This window comes from Actinomadura luzonensis, from assembly GCF_022664455.2.
Taxonomy (GTDB): Bacteria; Actinomycetota; Actinomycetes; order Streptosporangiales; family Streptosporangiaceae; genus Nonomuraea; species Nonomuraea luzonensis.
Genome location: NZ_JAKRKC020000002.1, coordinates 1,013,165 through 1,025,382, shown reverse-complemented (window position 1 = coordinate 1,025,382; position 12,218 = coordinate 1,013,165). Strand labels below are relative to the sequence as shown.

The window sequence follows — 12,218 nt, the reverse complement described above, 5'->3', positions numbered from 1 at the left end:
CCCCGCCCGCGCTCCCGTACGGCCTCAGTGCTCGACGGCGATCCGCCGGCCCTCGGCCTTCCTGCTCTCGGCCAGCCCGACGCTGACCTCCAGGATCCCGCCCTTGTAGGTGGCCTTGACGTCGTCCTCCTTGGCCCCGGCGGGCAGGGTGACCGCCCGGTAGAGCGAGCCGTAGGAGAACTCCGAGCGACGCGGCTCGGCGGCCTTGTGCGTCTTCTCGGCCCGGATGTGCAGCACCCCGTCGTGGACGGTGATCTCCACGTCCTTGTCGGGGTCGATCCCGGGCATCTCGGCCCGTACGAAGTAGCGCCCGTCGGCGACGTAGTCCTCGATCCGCACGACCTGACCGAACGGCCGGAACCCGAACATCGGGTGCTCCAGCCATTCGAACAGCTCAGGGAAGGGGAACCTCATCATGTCCCTCCGCTCAGGCAGGTTCATCGCGGCCTCCTCCCGCTTCGACGCTGAACCCTCACCTCCAGCACACACACCGCGATCCGGCCGCCCAAGAGGACGATGGCCCCATCCGCCAGGGCCCTTCGGCACTGTCCCGGCGGCGGTCGGCGGGGTCCCATGTAGGCAACCTCTGTCCCTCGGCGGCGGCGCCGCCGGGGGCGGGCCGGTGGTCGGGGGCTTCCTCGTCGGGAGGGCGTGATGGGTCGGATCGCGGTGCTCGGTGAGTCGGCCAGGGTGCTGGACTTCGGGCTGGCGGGGGCGGTCGTGGTGCCCGCCGACACGCCGGAGGCGGTGCGGCTAGCGTGGGCGACGCTGCCCTCGGAGGTCCTGGTGGTGATCCTGACGCCCATGGCGGCCCGCGCCCTCGGCCCGGTGCGCAACCCGCTGACCGTGGTGATGGCGGAGCGGACGAGCCGGCCGTGAACCGGACGGCCGATCCCGGCGGCGGCCGGTGTCCCGGCGCCCGCGCCGCGCCCGGTCTGTCGCCCGCCGCCGCGCTCTTCCACTCGTTGTCCGACGAGACCCGCCTGCGCATCCTGCAGACCCTGGCGCGGGGCGAGGCCCGCGTCGTCGACCTGACCGCCCGGCTCGGCCTGCCCCAGTCCACGGTCTCCAAGCACCTGGCCTGCCTGCGGGGCTGCGGCCTGGTCGGCTACCGGGCCGAAGGGCGGCAGTCGTTCTACTCGCTGACCCGGCCCGAGCTGATGGGCCTGCTCGCCTCCGCCGAGGAGCTGCTGGCCGCCACCGGCCACACCGTCACCCTGTGCCCGGAGCCGGTGTCGTGAGCGGCCCGGACGCGGGCCCGGCGGCCGCGTTCCATCCGGTCGGCGAGCGCGAGCAGGCGGGCGGCCCCGTCGAGGGCGAGCGGGCGGCCGTGGCCGGGGGCGAGCGTCCGCACCGGTAGCGCCGCCAGCGCCCGGACCGAGGCCGCCGCCCGCGCCCAGTCCCAGGTGGTCCAGCGCGGCGGCCCGGACAGCTCGCGGGTCTCGCGCAGGAAGCGGAGCGGCGCGTTCAGCTCGACCGTGACGACGGCGTCGCCGCTGATCAGCAGCCCGTCCTCAGGACGGAAGAACGCCACGTGGCCGGGCGTGTGGCCGGGCGTCGGCACGCAGCGCCAGCCGGGCAGGAACGGCACGCCCCGCCCCGGCTCGTACGCGACGGCGAGCCCTTCCAGGCTGCCCTCGACCCGGGCCGCCTCCCGCAGCCGGCCCGGCACGAGCCGCATCAGGGGCGCGACGACGCGCCGGTCCAGCGGGTGCGCGAACTCGGGCAGGTACCGGCCGGGCGCGAAGCGCAGCTCCTCCGGATGCAGGTACACCGGCACGCGCCAGGCCCGGGCCAGCGCCGCCGCCGCCCCCGAGTGGTCCGGGTGGACGTGCGTCAGCAGGACGGCCTCCGTCCGGCCCCGGGCGACCGCCTCGGCGGCGCGGCGGACGGCGGGCGCGCGGCCCGCCCACGCCGTGTCGACCACGACGAGGCCGCCGGCGGAGGAGTGGACGAGGTAGACGTTCGCCTCCATGAGCCCCCGGCCGGTCTCCAGCCGGTGCACGCCCGGGGCGATCTCCACCGGGCGCGGACACGCTGCCGCCATCGCGCACCCCCTTCCTGTGCTCCCACCATCGGCGCGGGAGCGGGCGACGGGAAGGGCCGTTGGTCCCGATCCGGCGGCGGCCCCGACGAGAGGGCGAAGGTCCCTGCGGTCCTGGCCCGTACGTCCCTGCCCGCCGCGTCCCGCCTCCCGGGACAGTGGCGGTGAGGGAGGTGCGCCATGAGAACCACGGATCGTTCCCCGAACGCTGCCCTCGGCACCCGTCCGCCCGGTTACCCGCGCGCTCTGGAGCGGACGGTCACGCTGGCGGACGGCAGGGCGGTGTTCGTCCGGCCCATCGTGCCGGGCGACGCCCCCGCGCTGGCCACGGCCATCCGGCAGGCGGACGGCGAGACGCTGCGCAGCCGCTTCCTGGGCTCCCCGCCGCCCCTGACCGAGCGGCTGCTGCGGCACCTGACGGAGGTGGACTACGTCCGGCGGCTGGCGCTGGTCGGCTTCGACCCGGCGACCGGCGGGGGCGTGGCCATCGCGCGCTACGAACCGGTGGCGGGCCGCACGGCGGAGGTGGCGGTGGCCGTGGATCCGCTGTGGCGGCGGGCGGGCCTGGCGACGGCCCTGGTGGAGCTGCTGGCCACGGCGGCGCTGGACCGCGGCTACGACACGTTCACCGCGCTCTACCTGGCCGACAACCTGCCGGTGGCGGCGCTGGTGGCCGGCAGCGAGACCGGCGACGGGACCGGCGACGAGACCGGCGACGAGACCGGCGACGAGACCGGCGACGGGAGCGGTGACGGCGCCGCGGGCGGCCGGGCGCAGATCAGGCAGGGCCTCGCGGAGGTGGCGATCGCGCTCGACCGCGACCACCGGCACCTTCGACACTCCTCCGGCGACGCGCCACAGGAGCGTGGACGGTCCTGACGCCCCTCGGGGAACGCCCGGCGCGAGGTCCGGACGGCCGGGCGTTCCCGTGTGAGCGGTTTCACGCGGCCCCGGCGCGGCCGTCGCTCCGAGGACCCCGAGCCGACCGCGCCGCCTTCGCCGCAACCGCCAGCGATTCCACCACCGGCCGGCTGCAAGTGACTTGGATCTTCGTTGCGACCCGGTTGGAACCGCCCGTCCGACGTGGATGACTGGCGGGGTGACGGGCAGCAAGTGCCCTGCGTACGGGCGACATGCCCTTCATCCGACACGAAACGTGTCTGTTGTGATGGGAGCGCTCCCAATCCGCCTTTTGCGTGCTTATCGCCCTCGAATCCCGTTTCACCGTCACAAACCGCCCCAGAGGTAACGGTTGCGTTTCGGTGGATTGACGGGCAACGACGGCAAGTGCACCCTTTGTGGGAGCGCTCCCAAAGACTCCCACCGCGGCGGAGCGCGTGCCGCGGTGCACTCCCCCAACATTCACCCGAGAAGGGGTCCACCATGATGATCAGCAAGCGGCGCGGTCTGACCGCGGCCTCGGTGCTCGCCGCGGCGGCGCTGACCGTGGCGTCCTGCAGCTCCGGCGGCGGCGGCACTTCGCAGTCCAGCGCTCCCGCCTCGTCCGGGGCGGCCGAACCGGTCACCATCCGCGTGCAGACGTTCGGCGGCGGCAGCAACTTCGGCTACAAGAACGCCATCACGAAGTGGAACGCCGAGCACAAGGACATCCAGATCAAGGAAGAGCACCTGACGGACCAGTTCGAGCAGCAGTACTGGCCGCAGATGATTCAGTGGCTCACGTCCGGCACGGGCGCGGGCGACGTGGTCGGCATCGACGAGGGCGGCATGGGCCTGGCCAAGGCGCACCCCGAGTGGTGGGCCGACCTGAAGGAGTACGGCCTGGACTCCCGCAAGGCCGACTTCCCCGCCTGGAAGTGGGAGAACGGCGTCACCGCTGACGGCAAGGTGTTCGGTCTCGGCACCGACATCGGCGGCATGAGCCTGTGCTACCGCGCCGACCTGTTCAAGAAGGCCGGCCTGCCGAGCGAGCGCGACAAGGTCAGCGCCCTGTGGCCGACGTGGGACGAGTTCATCAAGGTCGGCCAGCAGTTCCAGGGCAAGGTCAAGGACACGAAGTGGACTGACGGCACCAACACCCTGTACCAGGTGTACCTGTACCAGGAGGCCGCCAAGAACGGCAACGTCACCTACTTCGACCAGCAGAACAACCTGATCGTCGACAAGAACCCGGCGGTCAAGAACGCCTTCGACTTCGCCTCGAAGATGAGCCAGCAGGGCCTGACCGCCAAGCTGCGCAACTTCACCGACGAGTGGGCCGCGGGCACCCAGAAGGGCGCCTTCGCCACGGTCGGCTGCCCGTCCTGGATGCTCGGCGTGGTCAGCGGCAACGCCGGCGACGGCGGCAAGGGCAAGTGGGACGTCGCGGCCGTGCCCGGCGGCGGCGGCAACTGGGGCGGCTCCTGGCTGGCCGTGCCCAAGCAGTCCAAGCACCCGAAGGAAGCGGCCATGGTGGCCGACTACCTGACCCAGGCGCAGACCGAGGCCAGCATCTTCACCGACTTCGGCAACATGCCGAGCAACACCAAGGCCCAGCAGGACCCGGCCGTCCAGGGCGCGAAGAACGAGTTCTTCAACGACGCCCCCATCGGTGAGATCTTCGCCAAGTCCGCCGCCTCCCTCCAGCCGGTCTTCCTCGGCGTCAAGCACGCCCAGGTCAAGAACGCCATCGAGTCCGTCATCCAGGGCATGGACGACGGCTCCGTCCCCTACGACAAGGCCTGGCAGCAGCTGGTCGACGACGCGGTCAAGGCCGCGGGCTGATCCTCCCGCCCGGCCCGCCACGAGCGGGCCGGGCATGTTGCCGCTGAAAGGTCTGTTATGAGCCTCGACACCCCGTGGGACGGGTCACGGAGCCACCGCCGCCGTGCCCGCCCGGCCCGCCGCCGCTGGCGCTCGCGATTCGACGTCAAGGCGATGCCGTACTTCCTGGTGTCCCCGTACTTCCTGCTGTTCGCCGCCTTCGGGCTCTTCCCGCTGGCCTTCACGCTCTACTACTCGCTCTACGACTACGACCTGGCCGGCACCACCGAGTGGACCGGGCTGGGCAACTACACCGCGCTGCTCGGCGACGAGGACTTCTGGCGCGCGGTGGTCAACACCGTCGCCATGTTCTTCATCGCCACGGTGCCGCAGATGCTGTTCGCGCTGTTCCTGGCCAACGCGCTCAACAAGCGCTTCAAGTTCCGCCTCGCGATCCGCATGAGCGTGCTGCTGCCGCTGGTGACCTCGGTCGTCGCGGTCGCCGTCGTGTTCACCCAGCTCTTCGCCCGCGACTGGGGCCTGGTGAACTGGATCCTGAGCTGGTTCGGCGTGGACGCCGTCAACTGGCGGGCCGAGCGCGTCCCGTCCTGGCTGGCCATCGCCACCATGGTCGACTGGCGCTGGACCGGCTACAACGCGATCATCTTCCTGGCCGGCATGCAGACGATCCCGCGCGACCTGTACGAGGCCGCCGCGATCGACGGCGCCTCGCGCCGCCGCCAGTTCTGGCAGATCACGCTGCCGATGCTGCGCCCGACCCTCATCTTCGTGGTGCTGAACTCCACCATCGGCGGCCTGACGCTGTTCTCCGAGCCGACCACCTTCTACGGCGGCAACGTCGACGGCGGCTCGCAGGGCCAGTTCCAGACGGTCGCCATGTTCATCGTCAAGCAGGGCTTCCGCGAGTTCGACTACGGCTACGCCGCCGCGGCCGCCTGGCTGCTGTTCCTGCTCATCCTCATCGGTGCCGCGATCAACTTCCTGTTCGTGCGCAGGATCGGAGGCACGAAATGACCAACTGGTCTCCGACCGTCTTCACCAGGGTCATGCTGGCGCTGGCCATCGTCCTGTCGGCGTTCCCGCTGTACTGGATGCTGGTCATCGCCTCGCGCACGAACGCCGACGCGGTGGCGGTGCCCCCGCCGTTCCTGCCGGGCGGCAACCTGGGCGACAACATCATCGCGGTGCTCAACAACGAGGACGCCAAGTTCCTGCTGGGCCTGACGAACTCGTTCATCGTCGCCGCCACGGTGACGGTCTCCGTCGTCATCATCTCCACCCTCGCCGGCTTCTCGTTCGCGAACCTGACCTTCAAGGGCCGCAACGTGCTGCTCGTGCTGGTGCTGCTGACGATGGCCGTGCCGCTGCAGCAGATGGGCGTGGTGCCGCTCTACCGGCTCATGGTGAGCCTGGAGTGGACCGGCACGCTCAAGGCGGTCATCCTGCCGTACCTGCTCAACGGGTTCGGCGTGTTCCTCATGACGCAGTACACGCGCCAGGCCGTGCCGATGGAGCTGGTCGAGGCGGCCAGGGTGGACGGCGCGGCGACGCTGCGCATCTGGTGGAACGTCGTGCTGCCGGCCGTGCGGCCGGGCATGGCGGTGCTCGGCATCAACACGTTCATGCTCATGTGGAACGACTTCATGTGGCCGCTGATCGTGCTCACCCCGGACAACCCCACCGTGCAGATCGCGATCACCTCGCTCAACGCGCGGTTCTCCACGAACTACACGTTGATCTTCGCGGGCACGGCGCTGTCCATCATCCCGCTAGTCGCAGTATTCATCGCATTCGGCCGTCAGATCGTGGGCGGACTCATGGAAGGTGCGGTCAAGGCGTGACGACACAAGAGGAACAGACGCGTTCCGGGCTCCGCTTCCCCACGGGCTTCGCGTTCGGCGCGGCGACCTCCGCGTACCAGATCGAAGGGGCCGTCGCCGAGGACGGGCGGGGCGCCTCGATCTGGGACACCTTCACCGCGACGCCGGGCAAGATCCTCAACGGGCACAACGCGGACGTGGCGATCGACCACTACCACCGCTTCCGCGAGGACGTCGGGATCATGGCGGACCTGGGCCTGACCGCCTACCGCTTCTCGGTGTCGTGGCCGCGCATCCAGCCCACCGGCTCGGGCCCGGTCAACCAGAAGGGCTTGGACTTCTACAAGCGCCTGTGCGACGAGCTGCGCGAGCACGGCATCGACCCGTGGCTGACCCTCTACCACTGGGACCTGCCGCAGGAGCTGGAGGACAAGGGCGGCTGGCCCAACCGGGACGTCGCGCACTGCTTCGCCGACTACGCCGCGACCGTCCACGAGGCGCTGAAGGACCACGTCCACACCTTCAGCACCGTCAACGAGCCATGGTGCGCCGCGTTCCTCGGCTACGCCTCCGGGGAGCACGCCCCCGGCCGGCGCGAGCCCGAGAACGCGATCAGGGGCGCGCACCACCTCAACCTGGCGCACGGCCTGGCCGTGCAGGCGATGGGCGCGCGCCGCGTCGGCGGCTGCGTCAACCTGTACGCGATCAGCCCGCAGACCGACAGCCCGGAGGACCTGGACGCGGCCCGCCGCATCGACGGCCTGCAGAACCGCTTCTTCCTGGACGCGCTGCTGCTCGGCCGCTACCCCGAGGACGTACTGGCCGACCTGCCCGGCGACCTCGACTGGCTCAGGCCGGGCGACCTCAAGACCATCAACGCGCCCATCGACGTGCTGCTCGTCAACTACTACAGCCGCTTCACGGTCTCGGGAGCACCAGGCGGCCGGCAGTCGGCGGCGGCGGCCCCCACGGACTCGGGTTCCCCGTGGGTCGGCAGCGAGCACGTGTCGTTCGTCAACGGGGGCCGCCCGGTGACGGCGATGGGCTGGGAGATCGACGAGGGCGGCCTGGTCGAGATCCTCACCCGGGTCGCGCGGGACTACCCGCGCGTCCCGATGGTGGTCTCCGAGAACGGCGCCGCGTTCGACGACGTCATCGAGGACGGCCGCGTGCACGACCCGCAGCGGACCGCGTACTTCGAGGCGCACCTCGGCGCGTGCAAGGCGGCCATCGACGCCGGCGTGCCCCTGGAGGGGTATTTCGCCTGGTCGCTGATGGACAACTTCGAGTGGGCGTGGGGCTACGGCAAGCGGTTCGGCCTGGTCCACGTGGACTTCGACAGCCAGGAGAGGCTGCTCAAGGACAGCGCGCTCTGGTACGCGGAGATCATCCGGCAGAATAGAACCCATGAACCGACCGACTCTTGAGGCCGTAGCGGCCCGGGCAGGTGTAGGCCGGGGCACGGTGTCGAGGGTCATCAACGGCTCGCCGAACGTCAGCGCCAAGGCCCGTGAGGCCGTCGAGCTGGCCATTCGCGAGCTGGGCTACGTGCCCAACCGTGCGGCGCGCGCGCTGGTGACGCGCCGCACGGACACGGTGGCGCTGGTGGTGTCGGAGTCGCAGCTCAGGGTGTTCGACGAGCCGTACTTCGCCGGCACCATCCGCGGCATCGGCTCGGCGCTGGCCGAGACCGGGTTGCAGCTCATCCTGGCGATGGCGCGCACCCCGGAGGAGCACGCGCGGCTGGAGCACTACCTGACGGGGCAGCACGTCGACGGCGTGCTGCTGCTGTCGCTGCACGGCGCCGATCCGCTGCCGGGCCGGCTGGAGGCGATGGGCGTGCCGACCGTGCTCGGCGGCCGCCCCGTCGGCCTCGATCCGTACAGCTACGTCGACATGGACAACAGGGCCGGGGCCAGGCAGGCGGTCAAGCACCTGCTCAGCCTCGGCCGCGGCGCGATCGCGGCCATCGCCGGCCCCCAGGACATGGGCGTGGGCGTCGACCGTCTGGCCGGCTACCGCGACGCGCTGCTGCCCTCGGGCCTGTCCGAGCTGGTCGCCTTCGGCGACTTCTCGGAGCAGAGCGGCGCGGCGGCGATGGCGGAGCTGCTGCATCGCCATCCCGAGCTGGACGCGGTCTTCGCCGCCTCCGACCCGATGGCGCTCGGCGCGATGCGGGTGCTGAAGGCCGAGGGCCGCAGCATCCCGCACGACGTCGCGGTGATCGGCTTCGACGACTCCAAGGCCGCGCTGCACGCCGACCCGCCGCTCACCACCGTCCACCAGCCGACGGAGGCCATGGGCCGGCAGATGGCGCAGCTCCTGGTCGCCCGCATCAACGGCGAGGAGCTGCGCCAGCCCGTCGTCATCCTCGACACCCACCTCGTCCGGCGGGAGTCCGCCTGACCCCCTGAAGGAGCCCCGTGGACAGCAGGACCAAACGCCGGTTATCGCCCGCCGAGCTCGACGCCCTGGCCCGGCGGGCCCTCGGCGCCGGCGTCGCGTCGGCCACCGAGCTGACCGACGGCTACGCCAACGCGGTGTGGCGGCTGGCCCTGCTGGACGGGCGCGAGGTGGTGCTGAAGGTGGCCCCGCCGCCCGAGCTGGAGCAGCTCAGCTACGAGCGCAACCTGCTGCGCACGGAGGCCGACGCCATCGCGCTGGCGGCCGGCGCCGGCGTGCCGGTGGCCGGGCTGCTGCACGCCGGGTTCGACGACCCGGTGCTCGGCGGCGACTACCTCATGCTGGCCGCGCTCGACGGGGTCTCGTGGAACCTGGCCCAGGAGTCCGTCGACCCCGGCCGCGGCGCCGAGCTGCGCCGCGAGCTGGGCCGCCTGCTGGCCAGGTTCAACGGGGTGACCGGCGAGGTGTTCGGCTACCCGCACGCCGGCATCACCGGCGCCACCTGGCGGGAGGCGTTCCTGGCGATGGTGCGGGCGCTGCTCGCCGACACCGGGCGCTGGCCGACTCCGCTGCCCCGGCCGGCCGCGCAGATCATGGCCGTGTTCGAGGCCGCCGCGCCCGTGCTGGACGAGGTCACGGTCCCCCACCTGGTGCACTTCGACGTGTGGGTGGGCAACGTCTTCCTCGACCTGCGCGGCACGCCCCGCATCCAGGCCCTCATCGACCACGAGCGGGCGTTCTGGGGCGACCCGGTCGCCGAGTTCGTCACGCCGACCATCTTCGGCGAGCTGCGCGAGGACGATCCGCTGCTGGCGGGCTACCGCGAGGTGACGCCGCTGGAGCTGACGCCCGCTGCGCTGACCCGGCTCGACCTCTACCGGGCCTACCTGTCGCTGATCCTGCTGGCCGAGAACGGGCCCCGCCAGTATCCCGAGGAGGAGTACGCCAGGCTGCGCGACGCGGCCTTCAGCTCACTGTCCCAGGTGCTGGACCGCCTCGTACGCCCCTCCCTGGACGCCGTGGGATAGCCGGCCGCACTGCCCGGCCCCGGCGCCGGCCAGGTCGTTCGGGACGCCGAGGTCGGCGGGGGCGGCGGTGTTGCCCGAGCAGGCGAGCGCGCCCCTGACCGTGGTGCCGGACAGGACCGGCGCGGTGTTGCCGGTCAGCAGCGCCGCGCCGCGCACCTCGGCTCCCACGACCACCAGCTCCCCGGCCCCCGAGACGGTCAGCGCGCCCTCGACGCGGGCGCCGAGCAGGTGCACGGCGGCCGGGTCCGCGGCGGCCAGCGCGCCCGTGACGCGCCCGCCGGTGGCCACCAGCGACGCGCCGGGGCGGACCGTGACCGGGCCGGTGACCTGCGCGTGGTCGAGGCAGGTGACGCCGGCGGCGGCGGCCAGCGGGCCCCGGTGCTCGCCGGTGAGCGTGCGGGTGCAGGCGGGCGGCGGGGCGATCGTGGTGACGGTGAAGCTCCTCGCCGCGCCCGTGTTGCCGGCCGCGTCGATCGAGCGGTACTCGACCGTGTGGCGGCCGCGCGGCAGCTTGCCGTACACCAGCGAGTCGATGACAGTGCCCTGCTCGGAGAACGTCCACGGCAGCTCGGAGGAGGTGGGCCAGCCGAAGTAGTTGAACCAGCCGTCGCCGTCCACCCGCGACTCCGCGACCACGTGGCCGGCGCGGTCGTCGGCGCCGGTGAGCCGCATGGTGAAGGGGCCGTTGTAGACGTAGGTGTCGCCGGCGCGGGCCAGCGGCTGCGACAGCTCGTACGCCGTGACCGGCGGCTCGGCGTCGACCTGCCAGGTGAGCGTGCGCCCGCCGAGCGACGCGGTGAGGGTGTGGCCGCCCGCCGCCAGGCCGAGCGCGCCGAGGTCCAGCTCGGTGCCGCCCTCGGTCTCCTTCCCGTCGAGCGTCCAGGTGATCCGGGGGATCTCCGCGGCGGGGTGGGTGGTCTCGACGTGGACGACGTCGGCGCGGCCGAGCGGCCGGTCCGTGGGCGTCGAGGAGACGACGGCGGGCTCGGTCCCGTCGGGCGGGGTGGTGAGCGCGGTGTCCACGCTCCAGGTGCGGGTGCCGGTGAGCGCGGCCCTGATCGCCGGGTCGCGGACGAAGCCGGTCGGGTCGGCGACGGTGGCCGTGACCGTGTGCGTGCCCGGCGCGAGACCCAGCGTGCGCAGGTCGAGCGCGTCGCGGTCGCCGGGCAGGACGCGGCCGTCCACGCTCCAGGTGGTCGTCAGCGAGTGGCTGACCGGGCGCATCGGCTCCACCCACAGGACCCGGTCGGCCCCGACGGGCGCGCCGGCCGGCGTCGCGTCCTGGACGACGGCGGTCTTGGCGGTGATGCGCTGCGTCATCACCTCGCGGGCGACCTGGTCGTAGTAGTAGCCGAGGGTCTTCATCATCGAGTGCGCGCTCGGCCGCCACACGCCGCTCGTGTAGTAGAGGCCGCCCTCGTAGCGGCCGATCGGGCCGCCGGACTCGCTCGGCTCGCCCAGCCAGCGCCACCACTTGCGCCGCTGGTCGCGGAGCTGTTGCTCGGTGAGCAGGGTGTGGTGGGCGCTGGCCGGCTCGGGGCCGGTGTAGGCGCCGCCGGGGACGCCGCGCTGGTAGTAGTCGTACTCGTCCTGCAGGCCGCCCAGCGAGTGGCCCAGCTCGTGCGGGCTGATCAGGGCCGACATGCTGTTGCTGCCCGAGGCGGTGGCGTACGAGCCGCCGGCGCCGCCGTAGGTGCCGCTGTTGGCCAGGGCGAGGATCTGCCGGTTGCCGGACGTGGCGCCGGTCACCAGGTCGGCGTAGCGGGTGGCGGCGGCGTTGTCCATGGTGATGAGGCGCTGGACGCTCGCCGGGTTGCAGCGGCCCCAGAAGCCCATGCTCAGCGGGGTGGTGCGGCGCGGGGCGTCGAGGCCGGGGTCGCAGCTGACGCCGGACTCGCCGGAGACGATGTCGATCCGGTAGACGTTGACGTAGTTCCGGTAGGACTTGAACGGCTCGATCGACCACATGACGTTGAGGTGCCGGTCCACGTCGGCCCGGAACTTCGCCTGGTCGGCCTCGGTGTAGCCGTCGCCCATGACGATGAGGTTGAACCGCTTGGCCGGCGGGCCGGTGACCTGCACGGGCACGACCGTCGCGGCGCCGGGCTCCGCGGCGGCGGCCGGGGCCGGGGACAGCGCCGCGCACAGCAGGACGACGGCCGGGAGCAGGGCCGCTGATCTACGCATGTCTCGCACTAT

At 72.2% G+C, this 12,218-nt stretch carries 12 protein-coding genes; 9 read left to right on the top strand and 3 right to left on the bottom strand.

Annotated features, from left to right (window positions below; genetic code table 11):
- Positions 1-24 precede the first annotated feature (24 nt).
- Complete coding sequence (locus MF672_RS34970; protein WP_242381215.1) at positions 25-441, bottom strand: Hsp20/alpha crystallin family protein; 417 nt, start codon at positions 439-441, stop codon at positions 25-27.
- Between the two features lie 213 nt (positions 442-654).
- Between MF672_RS34970 and MF672_RS34965 the strand changes: the two genes are divergently transcribed.
- Both MF672_RS34965 and MF672_RS34960 read left to right on the top strand, forming a co-directional pair.
- On the top strand, positions 655-879 hold the full coding sequence (locus tag MF672_RS34965; protein ID WP_242381214.1) for a hypothetical protein: 225 nt from the start codon (positions 655-657) through the stop codon (positions 877-879).
- The gene (locus MF672_RS34960) at positions 876-1,241 is read left to right on the top strand and encodes an ArsR/SmtB family transcription factor (protein ID WP_308210595.1); all 366 of its coding nucleotides are present in this window, start codon (positions 876-878) and stop codon (positions 1,239-1,241) included. Before MF672_RS34965 ends, MF672_RS34960 begins: the two co-directional genes overlap by 4 nt.
- On the opposite strand, the gene MF672_RS34955 is transcribed toward MF672_RS34960, so the two are convergent.
- The gene (locus tag MF672_RS34955; RefSeq protein ID WP_242381213.1) at positions 1,136-2,047 is read right to left on the bottom strand and encodes an MBL fold metallo-hydrolase; all 912 of its coding nucleotides are present in this window, start codon (positions 2,045-2,047) and stop codon (positions 1,136-1,138) included. The two genes, MF672_RS34960 and MF672_RS34955, sit on opposite strands and share 106 nt — an antisense overlap.
- Positions 2,048-2,224: 177 nt before the next feature.
- Between MF672_RS34955 and MF672_RS34950 the strand changes: the two genes are divergently transcribed.
- From MF672_RS34950 to MF672_RS34920, 7 genes are all read left to right on the top strand, one after another.
- Positions 2,225-2,923, top strand: coding sequence for a GNAT family N-acetyltransferase (locus MF672_RS34950; protein ID WP_242381212.1), 699 nt, complete (start codon positions 2,225-2,227; stop codon positions 2,921-2,923).
- 504 nt (positions 2,924-3,427) lie between these two features.
- Positions 3,428-4,768, top strand: coding sequence for an extracellular solute-binding protein (locus tag MF672_RS34945; protein ID WP_242381211.1), 1,341 nt, complete (start codon positions 3,428-3,430; stop codon positions 4,766-4,768).
- 57 nt (positions 4,769-4,825) lie between these two features.
- Positions 4,826-5,782: a carbohydrate ABC transporter permease gene (locus MF672_RS34940; RefSeq protein ID WP_242381210.1), complete on the top strand. Its 957-nt coding sequence runs from the start codon at positions 4,826-4,828 to the stop codon at positions 5,780-5,782.
- Positions 5,779-6,609 (top strand): carbohydrate ABC transporter permease, encoded by an 831-nt coding sequence (locus MF672_RS34935; RefSeq protein WP_242381209.1) that lies wholly within the window; start codon positions 5,779-5,781, stop codon positions 6,607-6,609. Before MF672_RS34940 ends, MF672_RS34935 begins: the two co-directional genes overlap by 4 nt.
- On the top strand, positions 6,606-8,015 hold the full coding sequence (locus tag MF672_RS34930) for a GH1 family beta-glucosidase (RefSeq protein ID WP_242381208.1): 1,410 nt from the start codon (positions 6,606-6,608) through the stop codon (positions 8,013-8,015). The genes MF672_RS34935 and MF672_RS34930 overlap by 4 nt, the downstream gene beginning before the upstream one ends.
- Positions 7,996-8,994: a LacI family DNA-binding transcriptional regulator gene (locus tag MF672_RS34925; RefSeq protein WP_242381207.1), complete on the top strand. Its 999-nt coding sequence runs from the start codon at positions 7,996-7,998 to the stop codon at positions 8,992-8,994. The genes MF672_RS34930 and MF672_RS34925 overlap by 20 nt, the downstream gene beginning before the upstream one ends.
- A gap of 17 nt (positions 8,995-9,011) precedes the next feature.
- Positions 9,012-10,019, top strand: coding sequence for a phosphotransferase family protein (locus tag MF672_RS34920; protein ID WP_242381206.1), 1,008 nt, complete (start codon positions 9,012-9,014; stop codon positions 10,017-10,019).
- Here the strand turns inward: MF672_RS34920 and MF672_RS34915 are convergent.
- On the bottom strand, positions 9,963-12,206 hold the full coding sequence (locus MF672_RS34915; protein WP_242381205.1) for a M64 family metallopeptidase: 2,244 nt from the start codon (positions 12,204-12,206) through the stop codon (positions 9,963-9,965). The two genes, MF672_RS34920 and MF672_RS34915, sit on opposite strands and share 57 nt — an antisense overlap.
- Between the last annotated feature and the right edge of the window lie 12 nt (positions 12,207-12,218).

What these genes read in the sequence shown, in the direction of transcription:
- MF672_RS34950 (WP_242381212.1), top strand. Translation starts at nt 2,225, where the DNA reads ATGAGAACCACGGATCGTTCCCCGAACGCTGCCCTCGGCACCCGTCCG.
- MF672_RS34915 (WP_242381205.1), bottom strand. Translation starts at nt 12,206, where the DNA reads ATGCGTAGATCAGCGGCCCTGCTCCCGGCCGTCGTCCTGCTGTGCGCG.
- MF672_RS34925 (WP_242381207.1), top strand. Translation starts at nt 7,996, where the DNA reads ATGAACCGACCGACTCTTGAGGCCGTAGCGGCCCGGGCAGGTGTAGGC.
- MF672_RS34940 (WP_242381210.1), top strand. Translation starts at nt 4,826, where the DNA reads ATGAGCCTCGACACCCCGTGGGACGGGTCACGGAGCCACCGCCGCCGT.
- MF672_RS34935 (WP_242381209.1), top strand. Translation starts at nt 5,779, where the DNA reads ATGACCAACTGGTCTCCGACCGTCTTCACCAGGGTCATGCTGGCGCTG.
- MF672_RS34955 (WP_242381213.1), bottom strand. Translation starts at nt 2,047, where the DNA reads ATGGCGGCAGCGTGTCCGCGCCCGGTGGAGATCGCCCCGGGCGTGCAC.
- MF672_RS34945 (WP_242381211.1), top strand. Translation starts at nt 3,428, where the DNA reads ATGATGATCAGCAAGCGGCGCGGTCTGACCGCGGCCTCGGTGCTCGCC.
- MF672_RS34970 (WP_242381215.1), bottom strand. Translation starts at nt 441, where the DNA reads ATGAACCTGCCTGAGCGGAGGGACATGATGAGGTTCCCCTTCCCTGAG.
- MF672_RS34965 (WP_242381214.1), top strand. Translation starts at nt 655, where the DNA reads ATGGGTCGGATCGCGGTGCTCGGTGAGTCGGCCAGGGTGCTGGACTTC.